The sequence below is a fragment of the Clostridium neuense genome (genome assembly GCF_045310695.1).
Lineage (GTDB): Bacteria > Bacillota > Clostridia > Clostridiales > Clostridiaceae > Clostridium_S > Clostridium_S neuense.
In genome coordinates this window covers 147,735-169,579 of sequence record NZ_JBJIAA010000002.1, presented here as the reverse complement: position 1 = coordinate 169,579, position 21,845 = coordinate 147,735, and the positions used below count along the sequence as shown (strand labels likewise).

The 21,845-nt window shown below is 29.8% G+C and carries 22 protein-coding genes and 1 pseudogene; 19 read left to right on the top strand and 4 right to left on the bottom strand.

Features of this window, described 5'->3' with window-relative positions; genetic code table 11:
- Nucleotides 1–7: 7 nt before the first annotated feature.
- From ACJDT4_RS03120 to ACJDT4_RS03100, 5 genes are all read left to right on the top strand, one after another.
- Complete coding sequence (locus ACJDT4_RS03120) at nucleotides 8–1,072, top strand: SIS domain-containing protein (RefSeq protein ID WP_406786068.1); 1,065 nt, start codon at nucleotides 8–10, stop codon at nucleotides 1,070–1,072.
- A 163-nt stretch (nucleotides 1,073–1,235) separates the two neighbouring features.
- On the top strand, nucleotides 1,236–2,567 hold the full coding sequence (locus tag ACJDT4_RS03115; protein WP_406786067.1) for a right-handed parallel beta-helix repeat-containing protein: 1,332 nt from the start codon (nucleotides 1,236–1,238) through the stop codon (nucleotides 2,565–2,567).
- Between the two features lie 468 nt (nucleotides 2,568–3,035).
- The gene (locus tag ACJDT4_RS03110) at nucleotides 3,036–3,782 is read left to right on the top strand and encodes an ABC transporter ATP-binding protein (RefSeq protein ID WP_406786066.1); all 747 of its coding nucleotides are present in this window, start codon (nucleotides 3,036–3,038) and stop codon (nucleotides 3,780–3,782) included.
- Nucleotides 3,751–5,250, top strand: coding sequence for a hypothetical protein (locus ACJDT4_RS03105; protein WP_406786065.1), 1,500 nt, complete (start codon nucleotides 3,751–3,753; stop codon nucleotides 5,248–5,250). The genes ACJDT4_RS03110 and ACJDT4_RS03105 overlap by 32 nt, the downstream gene beginning before the upstream one ends.
- 30 nt (nucleotides 5,251–5,280) lie before the next feature.
- Nucleotides 5,281–5,934, top strand: a complete 654-nt coding sequence (locus tag ACJDT4_RS03100; RefSeq protein ID WP_406786064.1) for a hypothetical protein — start codon at nucleotides 5,281–5,283, stop codon at nucleotides 5,932–5,934.
- Here ACJDT4_RS03100 and ACJDT4_RS03095 read toward each other — a convergent pair.
- Complete coding sequence (locus ACJDT4_RS03095; RefSeq protein ID WP_406786063.1) at nucleotides 5,924–6,808, bottom strand: DUF2225 domain-containing protein; 885 nt, start codon at nucleotides 6,806–6,808, stop codon at nucleotides 5,924–5,926. The two genes, ACJDT4_RS03100 and ACJDT4_RS03095, sit on opposite strands and share 11 nt — an antisense overlap.
- 235 nt (nucleotides 6,809–7,043) lie before the next feature.
- Here ACJDT4_RS03095 and ACJDT4_RS03090 point away from each other — a divergent pair.
- Both ACJDT4_RS03090 and ACJDT4_RS03085 read left to right on the top strand, forming a co-directional pair.
- Nucleotides 7,044–7,369: pseudogene (locus tag ACJDT4_RS03090) on the top strand (alpha/beta hydrolase-fold protein); the annotation flags it as partial.
- A 46-nt stretch (nucleotides 7,370–7,415) separates the two neighbouring features.
- Nucleotides 7,416–8,054, top strand: a complete 639-nt coding sequence (locus ACJDT4_RS03085) for a CatB-related O-acetyltransferase (protein ID WP_406786062.1) — start codon at nucleotides 7,416–7,418, stop codon at nucleotides 8,052–8,054.
- 303 nt (nucleotides 8,055–8,357) lie between these two features.
- Here the strand turns inward: ACJDT4_RS03085 and ACJDT4_RS03080 are convergent, their stop codons facing one another.
- On the bottom strand, nucleotides 8,358–8,717 hold the full coding sequence (locus tag ACJDT4_RS03080) for a conserved phage C-terminal domain-containing protein (RefSeq protein ID WP_406786061.1): 360 nt from the start codon (nucleotides 8,715–8,717) through the stop codon (nucleotides 8,358–8,360).
- A gap of 196 nt (nucleotides 8,718–8,913) precedes the next feature.
- Between ACJDT4_RS03080 and ACJDT4_RS03075 the strand changes: the two genes are divergently transcribed.
- From ACJDT4_RS03075 to ACJDT4_RS03050, 6 genes are all read left to right on the top strand, one after another.
- Nucleotides 8,914–9,615 (top strand): LytR/AlgR family response regulator transcription factor, encoded by a 702-nt coding sequence (locus tag ACJDT4_RS03075; protein ID WP_406786060.1) that lies wholly within the window; start codon nucleotides 8,914–8,916, stop codon nucleotides 9,613–9,615.
- A 12-nt stretch (nucleotides 9,616–9,627) separates the two neighbouring features.
- Nucleotides 9,628–10,935 carry a sensor histidine kinase gene (locus ACJDT4_RS03070; RefSeq protein ID WP_406786059.1) on the top strand — a complete coding sequence of 436 codons (1,308 nt, stop codon included), beginning with the start codon at nucleotides 9,628–9,630 and terminating at the stop codon, nucleotides 10,933–10,935.
- Nucleotides 10,936–10,945: 10 nt separating this feature from the next.
- Nucleotides 10,946–11,698, top strand: a complete 753-nt coding sequence (locus ACJDT4_RS03065) for a YhfC family intramembrane metalloprotease (RefSeq protein WP_406786058.1) — start codon at nucleotides 10,946–10,948, stop codon at nucleotides 11,696–11,698.
- Nucleotides 11,682–12,083: a DUF3887 domain-containing protein gene (locus ACJDT4_RS03060; protein ID WP_406786057.1), complete on the top strand. Its 402-nt coding sequence runs from the start codon at nucleotides 11,682–11,684 to the stop codon at nucleotides 12,081–12,083. The genes ACJDT4_RS03065 and ACJDT4_RS03060 overlap by 17 nt, the downstream gene beginning before the upstream one ends.
- Nucleotides 12,084–12,339: 256 nt before the next feature.
- The gene (locus tag ACJDT4_RS03055) at nucleotides 12,340–13,020 is read left to right on the top strand and encodes a DUF5680 domain-containing protein (protein ID WP_406786056.1); all 681 of its coding nucleotides are present in this window, start codon (nucleotides 12,340–12,342) and stop codon (nucleotides 13,018–13,020) included.
- An 87-nt stretch (nucleotides 13,021–13,107) separates the two neighbouring features.
- Nucleotides 13,108–13,977 (top strand): methionyl aminopeptidase, encoded by an 870-nt coding sequence (locus ACJDT4_RS03050; protein WP_406786055.1) that lies wholly within the window; start codon nucleotides 13,108–13,110, stop codon nucleotides 13,975–13,977.
- A 395-nt stretch (nucleotides 13,978–14,372) separates the two neighbouring features.
- Here ACJDT4_RS03050 and ACJDT4_RS03045 read toward each other — a convergent pair whose 3' ends face one another.
- Both ACJDT4_RS03045 and ACJDT4_RS03040 read right to left on the bottom strand, forming a co-directional pair.
- Complete coding sequence (locus tag ACJDT4_RS03045) at nucleotides 14,373–14,738, bottom strand: DUF4363 family protein (RefSeq protein ID WP_406786054.1); 366 nt, start codon at nucleotides 14,736–14,738, stop codon at nucleotides 14,373–14,375.
- Nucleotides 14,739–14,753: 15 nt separating this feature from the next.
- Nucleotides 14,754–15,473 (bottom strand): DUF421 domain-containing protein, encoded by a 720-nt coding sequence (locus tag ACJDT4_RS03040; protein ID WP_406786053.1) that lies wholly within the window; start codon nucleotides 15,471–15,473, stop codon nucleotides 14,754–14,756.
- A gap of 151 nt (nucleotides 15,474–15,624) precedes the next feature.
- On the opposite strand from ACJDT4_RS03040, the gene ACJDT4_RS03035 reads away from it, so the two are divergent.
- From ACJDT4_RS03035 to ACJDT4_RS03010, 6 genes are all read left to right on the top strand, one after another.
- Nucleotides 15,625–16,281: a class I SAM-dependent methyltransferase gene (locus ACJDT4_RS03035; protein ID WP_406786052.1), complete on the top strand. Its 657-nt coding sequence runs from the start codon at nucleotides 15,625–15,627 to the stop codon at nucleotides 16,279–16,281.
- Nucleotides 16,282–16,695: 414 nt separating this feature from the next.
- Entirely contained in the window at nucleotides 16,696–17,280 is a 585-nt protein-coding gene (locus ACJDT4_RS03030) for a MarR family winged helix-turn-helix transcriptional regulator (RefSeq protein ID WP_406786051.1), read from the top strand.
- A complete protein-coding gene (locus ACJDT4_RS03025) occupies nucleotides 17,273–18,211 on the top strand; it encodes an ABC transporter ATP-binding protein (protein ID WP_406786224.1) in 939 nt (312 codons plus the stop codon). Before ACJDT4_RS03030 ends, ACJDT4_RS03025 begins: the two co-directional genes overlap by 8 nt.
- Before the next feature lie 10 nt (nucleotides 18,212–18,221).
- Nucleotides 18,222–18,965: an ABC transporter permease gene (locus ACJDT4_RS03020; protein WP_406786050.1), complete on the top strand. Its 744-nt coding sequence runs from the start codon at nucleotides 18,222–18,224 to the stop codon at nucleotides 18,963–18,965.
- Entirely contained in the window at nucleotides 18,965–19,948 is a 984-nt protein-coding gene (locus ACJDT4_RS03015) for an ABC transporter permease (RefSeq protein WP_406786049.1), read from the top strand. The genes ACJDT4_RS03020 and ACJDT4_RS03015 overlap by 1 nt, the downstream gene beginning before the upstream one ends.
- 69 nt (nucleotides 19,949–20,017) lie before the next feature.
- A complete protein-coding gene (locus tag ACJDT4_RS03010) occupies nucleotides 20,018–21,373 on the top strand; it encodes an MATE family efflux transporter (protein WP_406786048.1) in 1,356 nt (451 codons plus the stop codon).
- Nucleotides 21,374–21,845: the final 472 nt, after the last annotated feature.

Sequence of the window (21,845 nt, the reverse complement as noted above, 5' to 3'; positions counted from 1 at the left end):
GTTATAAATGAAGGCAATGATACCATTTATGAAGTTAGCACCTAAGGTTTGTTCAAGCATTATATCAAATAGAAAGAATTTAATAAAGCCATTAGTTGATTTATATATGGCTAAAGAATACAAAAAAATTGTAATTGTCGCATCTGGTTCTTCCTCAAACATTGCAAATTCAGTAAAGTATTTTATTCAGAACACCTTGAATACTGAGGTTAAAATAATATGGCCAATGACATATATAAAGTTTGATTATAAATTCAATGAAGATGCTTTTATAATATGTATGTCTCAAAGTGGAAAGAGTACTAATACTATTCAAGCTGTAAAAAAAGCAAATAAAATGGGTCAAGATGTTGCAGTATTAACTACTAATGCTAATAGCCCAATAAAACAATATACAAATAATGTTTTTGAATATGGAAGTGGAAGTGATGATTATTACGTTGCAAAGGGGTATCCAGCATCATGCACATTTTTAATGTTATTTGCTTTGGAAACAGCATTAGCAAAAAATATAATAAAAAAAGAAGAATTTGAATTAAAATTGAAGGAACTTGAAACAGCAATTTCACTGATGAAAACAAGTTTTGAAGTATCTGAGCAATTTTATGCAAATAATAAAGAAGAATTTAAAGCTATGAGAAGGGTCATGGTTGTAGGATGCGGCCCTTCATATGGAACAGCTTTAGAAGGAGCTCTTAAAATAAATGAGACCTTTGGCATTCCAACAAATGCATATGAAATGGAAGAGTTTGTCCATGGACCAAGCTATGAAATATTTAAGGATCATGCTGTATTTTTCATAGATAATGGAGATGATGCACATGAAAGAATAATGCAGCTATACAGTGCACTCCATCTTTTAACCGATAAGGTGTTTTTAATAAGCAATAATGGTAATGTAGCTGATAAAAGAATATGGAAGCTTGATTATGAAATAAGTAATGAATTTAGCATTTTATTTAATATAATACCTTTTCAAATCATTTCAGATTCCATATGCAGTGACCTTGATTTACTAAGTTACAATGTGAGAAATTATGAGTTTGAAAAAATTATAAAAACTAAAGCATAATTACCAATAAGTTATACCGCAAAGCTGTTTGAATGGCTTTGCGGTATTTTTATGTATTGAGATTACGAAAATAAATAATCAATTTGTAAACATTAAATTAAAATTTTAATACAATTTAATACAATTACTAAACTTTATTCCATATTATACGATAATAGGTGAAATGAAAAAATGGAATGAAGAGAGGATGATAAAAACGATAAAAAATTTTTTAAAGAGCTTTTATTTAAAACTTATTGTATTTTTTTTAATGTTTACGGTTATTGGAACTGGAAAGGTTTATGCAGATGAAGTGTATCCATGCGAAGCGATTACTATAGATCAATCGAATTGTGGAGAATTTTTAAATGTTACTATAAATAAGCTTATTGAAGATGGAGTTAAAGACATATTTATAAAAGCTGGTAATTATAAACTTAATAACATGATTAACATAGATAAGCCTAATGTTAATTTAATTGGAGAAGATAAAAATTGTACTAAGCTTATACAAACCAATCCTAATAGCGATAGTATAGGTGTTCATAAGGTAAGTAATGTTATTGTAGAAAATTTAACTATTGATAATTCAGCTAATGGTAATTCAGCATTTTCAGAGGGAAATTCAAATAATGTAATGCTTGAAAATTGTATATTATACGGACAGGATACTAATAATTTTACGGTATATTTTGCTGGAAAAGATTATCCTACAAGTATTTCAGAAAATCCAGTTAAAGGTTTAGAAAATAATGATTTAGATAATGGAAATCAAATGATTAATAACACTATTTATTCAAAGTTTACAGGGGATGGAGTATCTTTTTCATGTCAAAGTAATGGATCGGTTATAAACAATAAAGTTTATGGAACGAGAATTGCTATGTATATATGTAGTAACTGTGCAGCATTAAATAACACCATTGAAAATTCAAGTTCTAATGGCATTAACATATCTATTCCATCGGTTAATGATGTTATATCAGGAAACACTATTGAAAACTCACAGACTTCAGCTATAGCAGTATCGGCGGAAAAAGAATATCCTGTACCACAGAGCTATTACGGAAATAATATAACTATTTCTAATAATAATATAAAGAATTCTAATTATATGGGCATAGAAGTTAAGCAGTTAGCTAAATCTTATATCAGTAATAATAATATTGATACAACCTTAAATAACGGTATTTATTTATTGCTTACAGATGGTTTAACTGTTGATAGAAATAATATAATAAATAGCGGAAATTCAAAGAATAAAAAAAATTTATGGGGATGGGATGAAAATTTAAATTCTGGCCTTTTTATGGATTACAGCGTTAAAAACTCTGTAGTAGCTAATAATATTATAAGAAATAAAGAATTTTCATGCCCTTTTGGAATTAAAGAACAAAAAGACAATCTAAATACACAAAATTCAGTAATCAATAATTATATTTTAGGGAAGTTTACGTATCCAATTTTATTAGTAGACAACACTAATGCAGAAGTTAACAACCATATTGAACCATAAAACGAAATGGCGAATATATTAGGCATAATACATTCAGAGGTGAGGTATATGGGAAGTAAAAGAAAAATATGATTAAAGATAATAAAAAATAAAAGAGCTTTTGGGCTCTTTTATTTTTACATTAATAATTAATTTGGCCTTTTGTTTTGGAAGTGACTTTAGTAATTTTTAATGTTACTTGTGGCACTAGAATAAGTATGTCAATAATTATAAAATAGGGTTAAAGTTGGATTGCAGTTTAGCGAGGTGATATTGATTTGGAATATTAAAATTAGCTAAATTCTATTTTGGAACATGTTGGTTATATGAACATATATCAGTTGTACTCTGAGTTAAACCATAACTTCACAGGACAAATTTGGTATTGTGAATTTAAAGCTTTCAGCTTGTTTATCTACATATAACTGCTTTTAATAAAAATAATAAAAAGTAAATATAGGACATATTCATTTGAGGAGTGTGAATAATGTGATTTGCATAGAAAATGTATCAAAAAAATATAAGGATTTTATAGCCGTGGACAACCTTAATCTTGAAATTAAGGATGGCAGCATTGTAGGGCTAATTGGACCAAATGGAGCAGGTAAAACAACAACTATAAGTATGATAACAGGAATTAAGGACATGTCTGAAGGAAATATTATAATAAACGGAAATTCCATAAAAGAAAAGCCTATGGAAATAAAAAGGCAGATAGGGTACGTATCAGATGATGAAAATAAATTTTTAAGTTTAAAGGCACTGGAATATTTAAATTTTGTAGCTGATATGTATGGAGTATCTGAGGAGGAAAGAAAAACACAAATATTGAAGCTTAGTCAAAAATTTAACATAGAAAAAGAATTGAATACAAGGATGGACAAGTTTTCAAAGGGAATGAAACAAAAAATAATGATAATAGCATCTTTGCTTCACAGCCCTAAGATATGGATTTTGGATGAACCTTTTACAGGTTTAGATCCTAAAACTTCATATGAGTTAAAGACGTTTATGAAGGAATATTCAAGAAAAGGAAATACAGTTCTTTTATCCTCACATATTCTAGAAATTGTAGAAAATCTTTGTGATGAGGTCGTATTAATTAAAGAAGGAAAAGTTTTATATTTTGGATCACTTGATAAGTTAAAAAGAAAATTTAAAACTGCTTGCACCTTAGAGGAGATTTATATGGAGGTGTTTGAAAATGAAAGAATTGTTAGCTTTAGTAAAAACTAATTTAAAGCTTAGACGTAATTTAATCTTTGGCCCAAAAGATGAGGAGGGTGGAAAGAAAAGTTCGGATATTGGTCTTTTTGCAGCTTTGCTTTTAGCATCAATGGAGTTTAGTGTAATAAATGGATTCGATATGCTGAAAGCTAGCCACAAACAGCAGATAATTTTTAAAGGAATTATAGTTCTAGAACTAGTTCTTATAGTGTTCTATTCTTTTAAAAATGTAATAAATACGTATTATCTAGCTAGTGACTGGAACGAAATGATTATATATCCGGTAAAACCAAGAATTCTCCTTATGTCTAAATGCATATTGACCTCAATACAAAATTTTTTGATTTTAAGTATATTTATAATTCCTCTATTTACTTATGGAGTTTTAGCTAATAAGCATATAGGATATTATATTTATGTAATAGGCTGCAGTATTTTAATAGCAATTACTCCGGTTGTATATATGACATTAATTTCATTGACAATATTTTGGGTTGCAGCATTAATTAGAAAATCAAAAAGTGAAAGCAAGGGTAATAAATTAATTATAGTTATTGATATTGTGCAAATTATATTAAGTGTTGGAGTGATAAATAGTAGTGTATTGATTAAAACAGCAGCAGTTATTGGTGCTGGTGTTTTTGGCTGTTTGGGACTTTATCTAATTGGTGGAAATGTATATTTTACAATTATGAAAAGCGATATGTTTAGTAAAACTGGCTCTAAAATAATAGAAATAGATATTACCAAATATAAGTTTCATAAAAAAAATGTTATTTTATCTAATATTATAAAAGATTTAAAAGAGTTAATTAGAGTGCCAGTACTCCGTTTAAACTGTATTACTTTTAATGCAGTAATTAGTTTTATATTCATAGTTCTAATATTTCTAGCTCGCAATCAGCTTAGAGTTTTTAGTACCAAGGGCATGGAAAGTATAGTGCTAATTCCACTAATACAAGTAATTACAACTTTGAATCTTACATCGATAACATCATTCTCAAGAGAGGGAAGAAGTATAGTTCAATTTAAAGTATTTCCAGTAGATAATAAGAAATTGTTAATGTCTAAAATTTATGTGGGATTAATTACAAATATTTTTGCCTTTATAGCTTCAAATGCATATATTATTGTAGTCTGTAATAATTTCATTAGCTTTATTTTGCTTGAGATAATTGCAATTAGCTATATTTTTGCGATGGTAATATCACATACAAAAATGGATTCTAGTAATATTTATTCAGATTGGGTTGATATTAAAGAATTGTTTCAAGTTGAGCATGCAATAAAGCTTGCTATTCCTCTTATTATAATAACAATAGTACTTTATGCATATTTATTTGCGGTACTTATAATTAATCCTCACAATGGAGAGATAATAAGATATATAACTTTTATATATTTTATGCTTGTAAGTATTTTATGGTGTATAGCCGATATTAAAAAATTAAAAATCAATATATTAAAAATAAGTTAAGAGAAGGATTAAAGAAAGAAGTGATTGTTGATGTCAGAAGTAAAACAAAAATTAATTGAGGCTACTATTCATTCTATAGTTATAACAATAATCTCATTGGCAGTATCATATTTGGTCATTACTAACGTATCTAATATGTTGTTTATGTCAGTTAGTGCTGTTATAGGAATAGTATTTTTAATAAACTATATTAGAAAGCCATATAACAAGGATTATTTAATCGTAAATAGCTGGATATGCCTTATAGGCGTGCTTTTTATCGGAAATTTCATTGGCAAAAATATTCCACCAGCATCTTTATTTGGTGTTGGTGTAGGTATGTCAGTATTTGACATCATTAGTTTTACGAGGTTTGGAACTAAAACAACAAATGCTAAAGTAATGGATAACAAAAAATTGATGTATAAGTTGATTGTATATGGAAAGTCGTTAAAGGATGGCAAGCCATTACCAACTACAGGCTTAGGAGATTTTCTGTTTTACTTTATATTGCTTTCAGGCATATATAAAGTAAGCAGTAGTTATAGTTTTTTGTTTATGGGTGCATGTTTGATACTCTTAGGCTGCGTAATAAATTTTGTTATAATTTACTTTATATACGGTAAAAAATGGTACAAAGGATTTCCTGCAACCTTCATTCCCTTTATTTTGATTTTGCCTTTATTGTTAAAGATTATGAATTAAATAATTTTGAAAAGAAACCTGTTTTTTTCTTATCTTTTATATCAGCTTTAGTATCCTCAGCAGCTTCATCATCAGCAGTTTCGGCATTCTTTAATGTTTCTTTTATTAAATCCTTTTGAGTTATTGCCATATACTTTATCTTTCTATTTGCAGTTCTAGAAGTTATTACATTTCCTAGATACTTTAAGGCTTCGTCATAATTTCCTGAACGTCTATTTAATTCGCCTAGTAAATACATTATGGTAAAACTGTCCATACCGTATATAGGTAATCCTTCATTACTATAGGCATCTTCTAGTCCTATAATAGCATACTTTCTAAATAATTCTTCATTTTTTAGATCTCCAAGCTCCCTATACAGCCATGAAAGTTTTAAACAATTCATAGCTTTTTTGCTGGCTCTTGAGTCAAGGATTGAATAGTTTAATAATGATAGTTTATACCTTTCTATTGCTATATTTATATCATATATCGATGGATATTTTCTTCCATGCCATTTTGGAGTAATGTTTTTTTGTATGATTTCTATTTCAAATTGTCTTAATTTACGAAAATCAGACTTCATAGCAGCATAACCACAAACATTGCATAGTAGCACATCATAAAAGTATGGATTTATAATTTCGTATTTTATGTAAAAGTCACTGTCTTTCTTTTTCATTCTATAACCATTCGTTTTTACGGTACGAGCTGAAAACTTATTTTCACATACCGGACAAGTTACCTGCTTATCATATAAGAGCATATCCTCCGTTATTTTGGGTTTTTCTTTATGCATTTTTTCTTTTTCGTGTTTTTTATATACTTCAACATTATTTAAATCTGTAAATCCTAAGTCTTCTAAACCCGAAAAAATGCTTGTACCTTCCCCCATTATGATTATAGCTCCCTTCTTTTTTTCAATGCTTCAAAATTTAATTTATTTATTATTGCATATTCTGATATTTGATTTGATGAGTATTTTTAAATCCCTTTCTTTTATACTACTACTTATTTCTATAATTATAAATAGCTAAATTGAAATTGAGTTAAGTTTACTACAGAATTATTTGTGAACTAGGTAATCAAATAGTATAAGGGTATAATATCATTTGAGGTGATACCAAAAAATAAATGAGTCAAAAGTGGACAAAGTAAACTTTTATAGCAAAGTGCTTGGTAAAGAAATGTCGATGCTTATATATTTACAAGAAAGCTATAATAGTTTAGATTCTTTACCTGTATTATATTTTTTACATGGAAGAAGTGGAATTGAGAATATAATGCTTGAAATGAATATAAATATTGAAGCTGATGTAATGATAAAAGCTGGAGAAATTGAGCCTATGATAATCGTATGCCCAATAGTCGTGGAATAAATTCATCCTTAATTTGTAAAGAAGTATATGATACTGAAAACAATAGAAGAATTAATTTAGAAATGTATAATATATACAGTCAAATATGGGGAAATATTTAAAATTTTATGGAGGTTAATAAATATGAATGAAAAGCCAAATGCTGAAAAAATTTATCCTAGAACTAAGGATTTTACTACAGTTTATTTAAAAAATGTAATTACGAATCCCAATATAATTGTTGGTGATTTTACAATGTATAATGATTTTTGTAATGATCCAAAGGATTTTCAAAAGAATAATGTTTTATATCATTATCCTTATGTTAATAATGATAAGCTCATAATTGGAAAGTTTTGTTCAATTGCTTGCAATGCTAAATTTATTTTTAATAGTGCAAATCACACACTAAATTCTTTGTCAACATATCCGTTTCCAATTTTCCAAGATGAGTGGGACAGCACAATGAATATAACTGAAGCCTGGGACAACAAAGGGGACATTGTAATTGGAAATGATGTCTGGATTGGATATGACACTGTTATTATGTCTGGAGTTCATATTGGCGACGGAGCTATTATTGGAACTAGGGCTTTAGTCACAAAGGATGTGCCTCCATATGCCATAGTTGGAGGAGTGCCAGCAAAAGTTATTAGAAAAAGATTTGAAGACTTAGTTATAGATGATTTACTTAAAATTAAGTGGTGGGATTGGAGCATTGAAAAAATATCGGAGAAGCTAAGTGATATTAGAAAGGGAAACTTAGAGAAATTAAAAGAATAATTTTAAAGATTAAAATTGGTAATGCCAAATTCGTTCATACAGACTGGAATTTGAAGAAGGGTAGAGAGTAGAGTGAATGTGAATTTGCCTTTCGCTTCTCTCTGGTAAATCTTAGAACTTAATAGTGTCATCTGCGCCAAGCACTATATTTTAAGAGCCTTGGGCGCAATAAGTTTTAGATTTTTCGAAGCATAGCAGAGAAAAATCATCCTTTACTCTACTCTATACTCTTTCTTCTAAATTCCAGTCAGCTTGTTAATCCTTACCTTTAAATCTTCAATAACCTAAAGGAGCACACCATTATCAATGATTATTGCCCCAAGCACATTGATTTCTGTTTTGAGATTTTGTAAAAGCTTGTCCGTCTTTACAGTCCTCCTCCTCTAAAAAGTCAAATTTAAATTCCTTATAGGCATTTGGAGAGCTGCCACCTTTAGGAGTATCAGTGCTTACTCTTTCGTTGAGATACCCTTCAAATTTTGTACCAAAAAGAGTTTCCGGTCTAAGGAACCTTTCCATATTTGTTCCCTTCCACTGCTTGGATTTTTTAAGTATTACTTTTTTAAAGTCTTCAAGGGTAAAGCCTTCAGCTAGTCTAGCAGCTATAAGCAGTCTTGTTTTCCTGCTTGATAATTTATATCTTGTTTTTAACTGCTTTTTCAAACATGTAAGTAAAGAAAGCGGTACTTTACTTTATGTATCAAAAACTGTATATCATGCAAGAAGTATTGTAGTGGGAATTTTTAGATTATATAATTAGAGAGAAATCAAGGTGAAACTTAATTTATGCATATGTAAGTTGATAATTAAGATGATTTCATTCCTAGGAAAAAAATAAATTCACTGGTGGAGAAAAAATATGATTAATATTGCAATATGTGATGATGATAAAAAAATTGTTGAACAAATAAAAAAATATATTATGGAATATAGAAAAGCTGAAAGCAAGGTGAAAACTTATAGTTCAGGAGAAGAGCTTCTGGAAGCAAAACTTAATTTTGAGATTATATTTTTGGATATTGATATGACAGGAATTAATGGTATTGAAACAGCAAAAAAGATAAGAAATCATGATAAAAGTGTAAAAATAATTTATGTTACAAGCTTTATTGATTATGTAAATATGGCTTTTGAAGTTCATGCTTTTGGGTATTTAAATAAACCTATTAAAAAAGAACAAATATACAAGCAATTGTCTGAAGCATTAGAATACTCAAAAGAAGAAAAGGAAGAGGATTATATTGAGTTTGTAACCTCAGATGGGGTTATAAGATTATCTCCCAAGGAAATATATTATTTTGAGTACCTTAGCAGAAAAGTTAAAATAAAAACCTTAAATAAAACTTATATGATGAAGAAAAAAATAGCTGAGGTTGCAGATAAAATGGAGAAATACGGATTTTTAATGCCTCATAAAAGTTTTACCGTAAATTTATTTTATATAAGAACTATAAAGGGTTATGATATTTTTATGACAGATGGAAGTATTATTCCACTTTCACAGAAAAAATCCGCAGAGTTTAGAGAACAATTTAATATATTTTTAGAAAACCACATTTAAATGGAGGCACTTATGTTAAATGATTCAATAACAATATTAGAGCAAATAATATCAATCGTATTAGGGTTGTTCTCAACTTATATAATTTTCTATTTTATGAGCAGCCTGAAAAGAAATCTCTATTATAAAAAATATGTTTATGTGTTTGGATATATTGCTTTTACAGTAGTGATTATTTTGGCAGGGACCTTTTGCGGACAATTTGCTGGATTTCTCATAAATATAGTTGCAGCAGTTATAGCTGGACATTTTCTCTATAACAATAAGAAAATATACATTTTTTATTACGGTATTTTTATTGTGCTTTTAGGATGTTTTCAGATAGTAGTAAGCTATTTGTTCAACATATTGTGCCAGCAATTTAATATTAATTTTTATAGTGTTAATACATTTATTATAACAAATTCTGTAGTTATTCAGCTTGCTAATCTTAGTGCGGCAAGACTTGGAATAGTTTTTTATAGAAGAAAAAAGTTAGAAATGATAACAACTGTGCAATTACTTAATTTTTTAGTGCTGCCTGTATTCAGCATGTTTTATAGTACAACGCTGCTTATGTACATTCAAACCTATATGTCTTTAGAAGATATAATTTTGATTATAGTAAATATAATTTCAATTATTGCTTTAAATGTATATATAACAAATGTTTTTGAGGCAGTATCAAATAATAACAAGTTAAAAAATGAGCTTATGCTCTATGATGAACAGGCTAAAATGCAGTATGAGTATTATAACAATTTGGAAAGCAAATACAAAAGCTCTAGAAAAATTATTCATGATATTAAAAATCATATGCAGACAATAGAAGAGCTGTATGAGCAAAGAGAAAATGAAGAGGCAAAAAATTATGCTGAGGATATGTACAAGATGTTTGATAGATTTGTTCAAAAATATTATACCAGCAATAGAGTGCTAAATATCATAATCAATGATAAGCTTTCAAAAGCTGAACAATTTAATATAAATATGAATTGCAAAATAGGAGATGTAGATTTAGATTTTATAAAGGATATAGACTTAACTACTGTATTTTCTAATTTACTTGACAACGCTATTGATGGAGCTAAAAATGCTTCTGAGGATAAAAGTATATTTTTGAAGGTAGATAGGTTTAATGACTTTATAGTAATAAACTTAAGTAATAGAGCGGATAGGGAACCTATAAAAGTAAAAGAAAATTTTAAATCAACTAAAAAAAATCATAAAGGGCTTGGACTTGAGAATGTGAGGATGACTTTAAATAAATATGAAGGAAATATGAGGATAGATTATAAAGATAAAGTATTTAAAGTGAATATAGTTATTCCTGTAAGTTAGGAGTGATAATGTGAATAGTTGTATTTTAGTAATGTCAATTATTATAGGTATTTTAATTTGTTTTGGAATACCCCTTGGATATCTTGTTTATCTTATAGTGAGTAGAAGAGAAGACATAAAGTTTTACTTTGGTGGTGTTTGCGCATTTGTTATATCTCAAATGATTTTAAGAATACCAATATTAAACTATGTTTTGCCTAATATGGATTGGTATCTTGTCATGGAAACTTCATATACTTTAATTTACAGCTTGTTTTTAGGCTTTACTGCTGGATTATTTGAAGAGACTGCCAGATTTATTGGGTTTAAAACTATTCTTAAAGGTAAAAGAAAGGTGACATGGGAAAGTGGAGTTGCATTTGGAATGGGGCATGGGGGAATAGAGGCCATGCTTTTAGTTGGAGCTGGCATGGTTAATGAGCTAATTAAAATTATTAATTCTAGTGCAGCTTTAGATAGTTCAGTTACAGCTGTAAATGTATTAATTGGTGGATTTGAAAGGGTATTTGCAATAGCTTTTCATGTTGGGGCAACTTTAATAGTTTTGTACGGAATAAAAGTAGCGAAGAAAAGATATTTAGCATTAGCTATATTAATTCATGGAGTTTTTGATTCAGCTGCAGGTATTTTAACAGCATTAGGAGCGAGCTTTTATTTAGTTGAACTTTGGTGTGTAATTTGGGGTACAGCACTTTTTATTTTCGCTGTAAAATGTAAAAAATTGTTTAAGGGAGATGGAGTTTTAAATGAAAAAACTATTTAAATTTTTAGCTATAGCTTTGTGCATAATGATGTTAGGAGGATGTGGAGCCGCTAAACTTAGCAGTAATTATAGTGAAGCTAAGTTGAAGGCAGCAACAGAAAAGGTTATAGATAATTTAAACAATGGAAAGTATGATGATATTGCAGGTGAAATGGATGAAAAAGTTAAAGCTAAAATGTCAGCAGCTTCAATATCAAGCAGCATAAAAAAAGCTTGGACTAATCTTGGAAGTATTGGAAAGTATCATTCTATATCAAAAATAGTATTTCAAGAAAAAGATGGAATAGCTATAGTTGTGGCTGTTGCAAAATACGATAATAGAAATGTTCAGCTTACATTGTCTTACAATAAAAATATGAAACTGGAAGGAATTTATATTAAGTAGATAGGCTAATTGACCATCAGTAAAAAAGGAGGCACTATTGATTGGTGCCTTTTTTTGATAAACTTGGTTTTAAAAAATGATTATTTTAAATATTTGTTTAGAGGTATTTGTTAAATAACCGAATATTAAAAGTAAACAGGAGGAATTTAACGTTGTGTTACAAAAATAGAAAGCAACCATTAGTTGTCAGTTTTGTTATGTTTGATTGGTAGAAATATGATAATATTGTTGTATACTGATTTTAGAGGTGAAAAAAATGAGTTTTCAAAAACAATTACAAACACTCAGAAAATCACGAGGACTATCACAAGAAAAATTAGCTGAAGTTTTAGGAATATCGAGGCAGGCTGTAGCAAAATGGGAAGTAGGTCAGTCCTATCCGGATATTGCAAAGCTAATTGCCCTAAGTGAGTTTTTCAAAGTTAGTATTGATGAATTAGTTAATGATTATGAAGAAAATTGTCATTTAAGTATAAAAAGGAATGAAGTTAATTTTGAAGAAGAAGGAATTATAGATTTTCTGATAAAAGCTAAGAAGTCTACATATGCGGCAGCAGGCGAAGAAACTAAAGCTTCAAGACCTAATTCTCATGATCTTCAGTATGTAGAAGGGGACTTAAAGTATATTGATACATATTTAGGTGGAGAAAAGTTTTTAGGAGAAGAAGCTTTGTGGAAAAAAGATGTGCCATTTTGGTCAATGAATTACGCAGGCAGGGTTTTAAGTGATGAATTTTCAGGAAGTTTTTTAAAGGAGGCATTAAGATTAGTGCCTAAAGACAATCCTTATAGAGGTCCGATTATGTATCAAAGAGGACAGTATAAGTATCACTGCATAATCAATGGAGATTTTAAATGGTTTCAAGGATATGAAGAAATCTATTTCAATGATAATAAAACCTATGAGTGTTATTTTCATGGTGGGGAAGTGAAGTGAAGAGAACCATATAATTGAAAACTACATAAAATATATTAACTGTTTTTATTACGATTATAAAATTTATTAGAGTATGGAGATAATATTATGAAATTAAGTAGAAATGATTTATGTTGGTGTAAAAGTGGACTAAAATATAAAAAATGTCATTTGGAATTTGATGAGAGATTAAAAAGATTAAAAAGACATGGCTATACGGTTCCAAGTAGAGAGATGATAAAAAATGAAGAACAAATTGAGGGAATAAGGCAAAGTGCCAAAATTAACGATGGTCTTTTAGATTTAGTTAGTAAAAATATTAAAGAAGGTATGACAACAGAGGAAATAGATAAATTAGCTTATGAGTATACTACTGATAATGGTGGAATTCCAGCAACGCTTAATTATGAGGGGTATCCTAAGAGTATTTGCACATCTATAAATAATGTAGTATGTCATGGAATACCAAGTAAGGATGTAATACTTAAAAGTGGGGATATAGTGAATGTAGATGCCACAACTATATTAAATGGATATTATTCTGATGCTTCAAGAATGTTTATGATTGGTGAAGTAAGTGAAGATGCTAAAAAATTAGTTGAAGTAACTAGAGAATGTCTAAAAAAAGGTTTGGAAGCAGTTAAACCCTGGGGATTTTTAGGCGATATAGGTGCTGCAGTCCAGCAATATGCAGAAAGCCAAGGCTTCTCAGTAGTTAGAGAATTTGGAGGGCATGGAGTTGGAATAGATATTCACGAAGATCCTTTTGTTTGTCATGCAGGAAAAAAGGGAACAGGAATGATTTTGGCGCCTGGTATGGTGTTTACAATTGAACCAATGATAAATGCAGGAGGACATGAGATATTTATAGATGAAGATGATGGATGGACCGTTCTTACAGCTGATGGTTCTCTTTCAGCCCAATGGGAACATACGATTCTTGTAACCGAAAAAGGTACAGAGATACTTGCAAAATAATGCGAATTAACGCATAACGAAAGAATTTACCTTCGGTAAACAGTGAAGGTTGATTTTTTTCCATTTCATTACAAAAAATCTTCTAATATAGGTTTGGGCAATGCCCATTAAATTATTTTTCGTAGTAAAACGGGCTGCAAAGATTCATGCCTAAAATTCCGTAGTTACGGAGGAATTTTTTCCTTGCACTACCGTGGGAGCGAAGTAACAATGCTGAAGGAACAGTTTAAAAAAGTTCTAATAAATCTTGCCTCAAAAATCATAAAATACTTAGAGTTTTAAATTTGTTTGAGCCATAGGCGAGTTATTGAAAACTCTTAGGATTTTATGATTTTTGAGGCTTAGATTTATAGAAATTTTTTAATGTGATGAAGCATTGTTACTGAGCATTTTTTTTACTTCCCTAAGTCTTCCCAATGTTCTTTTGCCGAGTTTAGTTCTATTAATGCAGAAGATTTATCCTTAGCAATAATTGAGGCTTTAAGACGAGCGATGCTTAAGGAAATGTTGTTTATTTCAGTTCTCTCACTGCTAAATTGAATGCGTTTAACAATAGTTTTCCAGGAAGAATCTAATTTTTGTGTATTTTGGTCTGCAAGCTTCCAATCTTCTGATAATACGGCTTTTGTGGTTGTATCAATATTTTTTATGACATTATCATAATCGCCTCTGGGCCTTTTTAGGAATGAACCACTGAGCATAATTAACAGAGAAAGTACTAAAATAAGCACCGGAACAACTAGATTGAATAATTTCTTCATTATGCATCCTCCATTTCAGTATGGACCTTTAAAATTATCATTTTTATTTATCTTATCTTTGAATTTATCTACATATAGGGTGCCGGAAGCTTCAAGGGTGGCTAAGAAAACTTCGGAAGGGTCATTTATACCTTGCTTTTTTAGCTCTGATTTAAGCCATTTTCGGTTTCGATTAACCTGTTTTAAATTTAAATCTACTACAATACCATCATAAATTAAATCTATGCCTATTCCGGTTTTAGCTGGTGGAATGTTCATATCTTTTGCAGTTACAGGCTGCAATTCAGGATTTTTTAAAACAGAAAGCTCACCGTTTGCTTCTAACACTGCAAATTGGACTTCACTTATATCAAATATATCCTTGCAGCGCAGCTGCTGTTGAAGATTTGAAGCAGTGTACCTTAATTTGCGCATGTTTTTTTCTAATATTTTGCCATTCATTATTATTATAACCGGTTCTCCTTCTATGTATCTTGCAGCAGTTCTTGATTTTGTTGTGAGAAAATCAACTGATAGACCTGCAGTTATCCAAGTGAAAAGTCCAACCCAATGAGGCCAAGCCATGCTTGATAAATCGGTTGTCATGCTTCCGGCTATAGATCCAATTGTAATTCCTAATATATAATCAAAGGAGGTTAGCTGGGAGATTTGTTTTTTTCCTAAAAGCTCTGTAAATATTAATAACGATAAAAAAGCCATAATTGCTCTTACAAAGACTACGAGCCCTTCATTCAATGGTATCACTCCAAATTTAAGTTATATATAGTAGAGTGACACAAAATTGAGGAAGTTATTCATATGCTAATATTTTAGCTAATAAATAATTTTAATTTATTTATCAGCACAATATAATAATATAGACAATTGCATAGGAGTTGAGATAAATATGCTTAAAGATAATAAATTTATTGTATGGGGAACTTATTGTGAATGTGGAAATGAATGTAGTATTCTTCAAAATGAAAATCATCCATGGATAGATACAAGTTTTACGATTAAAATGAAATGTAATAAGTGTGGTAAAAGCCTTATGATAGATAAAGAGAGTGCTGAGGAGTTTTACAATAATAAAATTTACTCATATTATAATGACTTGTATGGAAAAATTATAGATTTAGGTTGTGGTAGTGGTTTTTTAAGTAGATTTTTGATAAATCAAAATAAAATAGAGAAAATTTATGGCTTGGATTTTGATACTCAATGTAAAAAAGATTTAGCTGATATTGATAAAAGAAAATTTCAGTTTATTGAAGCCGATATTAATGAACTTGACGGCTATTTTGGAAGTGGAAGTGTAGATTTTCTTGTTAGCAGAGATGTATTTATGTTTATTGAAGATACTGACAAATATTTTGAGGATGTAACTAAATTTGTTAATAAGGGTGTAAGGCAAATGGGTTGGTATATGGAGGAAAACACCAGAATGAAAAACAAGCTTAAACCAGAACAAATTGCCGAGGAATATGTGAAAAGAGGCTGGAAGGTTAAGCTTGAGTATTTAGATTGGTATAAATATGGATATTTTATTAGAGCTAACAAATAATAAGTTAGATAAAAAATCACCGCAGTAAGCAGCATATGGTGATTCTTTTTATGCAGATAGATAATGGCTTTAATTGGATTACAATGATACAATAAGTAAAAATGACTGTTTGAAAAGCTAAAAAAGGACAGAATACTGTCTTAAAATTTGCGCATTAAATATAGAAAATGACAACATATTGTCTTAATTAAGCGTTAGAAAATAAAAACTTTAAAGAATCAATATATTTATTGCATTATATTATACTGTCCAATATAGATTAAAACATATAAAATATAAGCATTTACCTAAGCAGAGAAAAAAGTCAACCGTATTTTATTGTATATTTTAAAAGGACAGTATATTGACTTTTTTTAAATAGGATGATACTATAATAATAGTCAGTACATTGACTATTCTCCGGAGGGATTTTTCATGAATAATATTAAAGATATAGATAATTACAGAGAAATATTTTTGACACAGCAAATTTATGCAACTATTTTTTCGCTTACAAATAAAATGCAGGCAAAAGAAGCTAAGTATCTTCATAAATTAACCTCAAGACAGATTATGGCTATAATAGCTATTTATCATTTGAGAAATGAAGAACCAACGCTTAATAATATTGCTAAAAAGCTAGGAACTACGAAGCAAAGTGTAAAACAGATTATAACAATATTAGAGAAAAAGGGCTACGTGGTTACAACACCTAGTAAAAGTGATAAACGTGCTGTAAATGTGACAGTTACAGAAGAGGGACAACAAGCGATTACAGAGGCTGGAAAAGAAAGTATATGTTTTTTTGCAGAGTTTTCAAGAACTCTTACAAAAGAAGAAATGGAAATACTATGGATACTTTTAAAGAAGTTATACCGTTTTGATGGTGAAGAGATGGATGGTTTTGAGGAAGATATAGATGGTAGAGTAGGCATTGATGAAAAGCAAATAGAAAGAGAAGCTAGAGAGATGGCAGAGGTGTTTGGGAGAATAAGGAATGGAGGAAATAAAAATGAATAATGCTCTTACAGTTAAGAATTTAAAAAAAGTTTATGATGGAAATAAAGGTGTTAAAGGCATAAATTTTGAAGTAAAGGAGGGTGAAATACTTGGACTTCTTGGACCAAATGGAGCTGGAAAAAGTACAACTATTAATATTTTAGCTACTATATTGAAGGCTGATACTGGTGAGGTAAATATATTGGGAAAGGATCTAAAAAAGTATGCTAAGGCTATAAAATATGGAATTGGAATAGTTCCACAGGATTTAGCTATTTACGAGGAAATTTCAGCTGAAGCAAATGTAAGATTCTTTGCAAGCTTATATAAATTAAAGGGTAAACAGCTTGAAGATAGTGTGAAAGAAGCCCTTGAGTTAGTGGCACTTTATGATAGAAAGGATGACAAGCCAAAGACTTTCTCAGGAGGGATGAAGAGAAGACTTAATATAGCCTGTGCCATTGCTCATAAGCCCAAGCTTATTATTATGGATGAACCTACAGTTGGAATTGACCCTCAATCGAGAAATCATATATTAGAGTCAATAAAAAAGCTTAGAAAAAATGGTGCAACTATAATTTATTCTACTCACTACATGGAAGAGGTAGAGGCAATTTCAGATAGAATTATAATCATGAATGAAGGAAAAATTATTGCAGAGGGTACAAAAGAAGAACTAAAAAAGGAAGTAGATGACCAAATAACTTATTTTCTTAGGGTTAGCGATATAAATAAGATAAAGGTAGAGGAACTTAAGAAGATTGAAGGCGTATTAAAAATAAAAATATCAGAAAATTCAGTAAATATAACTGCACAGAAATCTAAAAACAACTTTAATGAAATAATATCAGAAATATCTAAAACAGATTGTACCATTGAGGGAATGACAAGTGCAGAAGCTTCTTTAGAAACTGTATTTTTAGAGTTAACAGGAAAAAAATTGAGAGATTAGGGGCGAAAACATGAATTTTATAAATATAGTTAAATTTGATATAAAAAATACTCTTAAAAATCCTATGTTATTAATTATAAATACCATATTTCCTGTAATAATGATTGCAATTATTGGGTTTATTACAAGAAGTGGATATGGTTCGGAAAATATAACTTCCTATGATTATTATGGTGTTACACTTATGATTTTTATGGGACTTATGATTTCTATGACGGCAACAAATGTATTTCTTGAGGAAAGCGTTCGAAAGGGGAATACAAGAATAGTGTATGCTCCTGTTTCTAAGGCCGAAATATATTTATCTAAAATTATAGCCAGTTATGTTGTCGGGGCAGTTTCATATGCAGTTATAATGCTTGCGGGCCAATATATTTTAAATATTAATTTTGGTGGTAAAAATATATTGTATATTATATTTTTAATCAATGTACTTTCCTTTTTTGGTTCCTGCCTTGGTGTGCTCTTTTGCTGCATATTTAAAAGTGAACAAGGTGCGAATGGAGTAATGCAAATTCCTATTTTAATATTCGTTTTTCTAGGTGGTGTATTTTTTCCTATAGCAACCCTTGGAAAAAACTTTGAAGCTTTATCTAACATATCTCCTTTAAGATGGATTACACAGTGCGCTTTTCAAATAATTTATGATAATGACTTTAGCATATATTTGCCAAGCATAGTTGTAACCCTGTTTGCAGCATTAATCTGTATAATACTATGCCAAATTATTTTTAAACCGGAGGAGTATGTATAATGAATGTAATTAATTTATTTAAGAATAATGTTAAAAGAATGATGACATACAAAGCTGTTATCATTGTAGCTGTTATAGTTGTACCAATTATGATTGTACTTGGAGTACTATTTTCCGCAAAAGCGCAGCCTAAAGCTCAAATTGCACTAGTAACAAGCAGTAATAAGAGCTTCTCTAAAAATGATAAGGTTCAAATTGATGTTATGAGTAAAAAGCCAGCTAAATCTAAATTGCTTCTTTCCGAATACGCTGCCATAGTAGAAGAAAAAGGCGATGGAAGCTATAAAGTAACTACGCTAAAAAATAAGGAAGATAAAAGTAAAATAGAAGAGTTTTTTAAGACTGGTAAAATTACAGAAACTCAAAAAGATAAAGAAAATGAAAGAGGAATTGGAACTAATATATTAGGTTTTATTACAATGATTATCTTGATGCAGGGGATAGCATTAACAGTTCTTTTCCCAGAGGATAAAAAGTTAAATACCTTTAAAAGGATTTTGATAGCACCAGTAAGCGAAAGACAGTATATTTTAGCACAAGGGATTTTTACATTTTTAGGTTTATATATTCCAAGCTATATTGCAGTCGCAGTAACAAAGGTGTTCTTTGGGGCAAAAATAGGATTTGGTCTTGCAATGTTAGCATTGCTGATTGCAATTTTAAGTTTACTTTCTACTGCTTTTGCGTTGTTTTTATCATCAACTATTGAAAGAGAAACCTCTATGGCGGCGACGGGAATTTATTTTGTGACTTCAATACTTGCAGGTTGCTTTATTTCCTTTACTGGAAGCAATAAAATTTTAGATACTGTATGTAATATAATTCCACAAAAAGCATACATGACTATGAGTCAAGGAATAGAAAATGGAGGTAGTATTTTCAAGTTTAAGGGAGAATTTATATATTTATTCATTTGGATTATAGCTCTCTTTATTTTAGGAAGTTTTATTACTAATAGAAAAGTTAAAAAAGGGGTTTATTAGAGGAATTAGTTAAAAAAATATGTTACAATAATATAGTAAATACTAAAGTGAAAATGGAGAATTATTATAATGACAAGAGATATGACAATTGGAAAACCAACGAAGCTGATACTTCAATTTTCTTTACCAATGCTTATAGGTAACATATTTCAGCAATTTTACAGTATGGTAGACAGCATTGTGGTAGGAAAGGGAATAGGAGTTAATGCCCTTGCAGCTGTTGGTTCTACGAGTTCTATTAATTTTATGATTATCGGATTTATAACTGGACTTGCAAATGGCTTTGGAATACTTGTATCTCAAAGGTTTGGAGCGAATGACAAAGCTGGAGTAAGAAAAACAGTTACAATGTCTGTATATTTATCGCTTTTTATTGCTACTATTGTAACTATTTTAAGTTTGTTAACCTCAATGCCACTTCTCAAATTATTAAATACGCCATCAGATATAATAAAGGATGCTAATATTTACATAAGTACTATTTATGCAGGTATTATAGCAACTATATTTTACAATTTGCTTTCTTCAATTTTAAGGGCATTTGGAGATAGTAAAACACCTCTTTATGTTATGATTATTTCATCATTAGTTAATATAGTGTTAAACATTATGTGTGTTATGGGATTTAAATTAGGTGTTGCAGGATCAGCTATTTCAACGGATATTGCACAGGTTTTGTCATGTGTTCTTTGTTACAGAGTACTTCGTAAACATGAATTGCTTAAAATGAAAAAAGAAGATTGGCAGCTTGATTTTAAGGTATGTAAGAAGTTATTTATTCTAGGAATTCCGGCTGCAATTCAAAATTCTGTTACTGCAGTTGGAGGCATGATACTACAAACAATTGTAAATGGTTATGGCTCAGTGTATGTTGCAGGCTACACTGCTGCTATGAAAGTTGTTGGTTTAGCAGAACAACCAGGGATTACCTTTGGTTTTGCAATGTCTACTTTTACAGGACAAAATCTAGGAGCTAAAAAATACGATAGAATTCGTATAGGAATTATAGATTGTATTAAAATATCTACAACAGTAAATATTTTAATTAGTTTATTTTTGTTTTTATTTAGGCACCAAATTGTCTCATTATTTGTGTCATCAAATCAAGTAGGTGTATTTAAGGTGTCTGGACAGTTTTTAATAGTTATGGCCTTGTTTATATGGAATTTGGGATTGCTATTTATATACCGTTCGGCATTACAGGGCATGGGAAACACTATGGTACCAATGATATCAGGTGTACTTGAACTGGCTATGAGATTATCGGTTGCTATGGTTTTACCAGCTTATTTGGGGTTTTTAGGAATTTGCATTGCAGAGGTATCCGCTTGGGTGGCTGCAGAGCTTTTACTTATGGTTGCTTATTATGTATGCTATAAGAAGTTAATTAATGAAAGCAGATTTAAATGTGAAGCTGAATTTTAAATACAATATTGATTAGGTAATTAGGAGAAAAATCATCCTTAACTTTACTATATTATTTGTACTTCGCACTTTGAATAAAGTCCACAGAGATATTAATTTCTTTGATGGACTTTTTTGCATCCATAAAATTATGAAAGAAGGAAAATTTAACTGATTACAAAGATTCAAGCCTAAAATTCCATAGGTACGTAGGAATTTTTTCCTTGCACTACCGTGGGATCGAAGTAACAATGCTGAAGGAACGATTTAAAAAAATACTAATAAAGCTTGACTTAAAAATCCTAAAATACTTAGATATTTCAATCTGTTTGAGCAACGCGAGTAAACATACACGGGGCTTGGGCTAATATATAGATGACTAATACAAGTTAAAGATGGATAATGGGATTACATCCCAAACCCCGTATATGATCGTTATCCTTCTATACCTCAAGCAAACACTCGCTTAGAATCATCACTTAGCTTTATAGAA

Coding starts and splice junctions, on each gene's coding strand:
- ACJDT4_RS03120 (WP_406786068.1), top strand. CDS start 8: ATGAAGGCAATGATACCATTTATGAAGTTAGCACCTAAGGTTTGTTCA.
- ACJDT4_RS03115 (WP_406786067.1), top strand. CDS start 1,236: ATGAAAAAATGGAATGAAGAGAGGATGATAAAAACGATAAAAAATTTT.
- ACJDT4_RS03105 (WP_406786065.1), top strand. CDS start 3,751: ATGAAAGAATTGTTAGCTTTAGTAAAAACTAATTTAAAGCTTAGACGT.
- ACJDT4_RS03100 (WP_406786064.1), top strand. CDS start 5,281: ATGTCAGAAGTAAAACAAAAATTAATTGAGGCTACTATTCATTCTATA.
- ACJDT4_RS03095 (WP_406786063.1), bottom strand. CDS start 6,808: ATGGGGGAAGGTACAAGCATTTTTTCGGGTTTAGAAGACTTAGGATTT.
- ACJDT4_RS03085 (WP_406786062.1), top strand. CDS start 7,416: ATGAATGAAAAGCCAAATGCTGAAAAAATTTATCCTAGAACTAAGGAT.
- ACJDT4_RS03075 (WP_406786060.1), top strand. CDS start 8,914: ATGATTAATATTGCAATATGTGATGATGATAAAAAAATTGTTGAACAA.
- ACJDT4_RS03070 (WP_406786059.1), top strand. CDS start 9,628: ATGTTAAATGATTCAATAACAATATTAGAGCAAATAATATCAATCGTA.
- ACJDT4_RS03060 (WP_406786057.1), top strand. CDS start 11,682: ATGAAAAAACTATTTAAATTTTTAGCTATAGCTTTGTGCATAATGATG.
- ACJDT4_RS03055 (WP_406786056.1), top strand. CDS start 12,340: ATGAGTTTTCAAAAACAATTACAAACACTCAGAAAATCACGAGGACTA.
- ACJDT4_RS03050 (WP_406786055.1), top strand. CDS start 13,108: ATGAAATTAAGTAGAAATGATTTATGTTGGTGTAAAAGTGGACTAAAA.
- ACJDT4_RS03045 (WP_406786054.1), bottom strand. CDS start 14,738: ATGAAGAAATTATTCAATCTAGTTGTTCCGGTGCTTATTTTAGTACTT.
- ACJDT4_RS03035 (WP_406786052.1), top strand. CDS start 15,625: ATGCTTAAAGATAATAAATTTATTGTATGGGGAACTTATTGTGAATGT.
- ACJDT4_RS03030 (WP_406786051.1), top strand. CDS start 16,696: ATGAATAATATTAAAGATATAGATAATTACAGAGAAATATTTTTGACA.
- ACJDT4_RS03025 (WP_406786224.1), top strand. CDS start 17,273: ATGAATAATGCTCTTACAGTTAAGAATTTAAAAAAAGTTTATGATGGA.
- ACJDT4_RS03020 (WP_406786050.1), top strand. CDS start 18,222: ATGAATTTTATAAATATAGTTAAATTTGATATAAAAAATACTCTTAAA.
- ACJDT4_RS03015 (WP_406786049.1), top strand. CDS start 18,965: ATGAATGTAATTAATTTATTTAAGAATAATGTTAAAAGAATGATGACA.
- ACJDT4_RS03010 (WP_406786048.1), top strand. CDS start 20,018: ATGACAAGAGATATGACAATTGGAAAACCAACGAAGCTGATACTTCAA.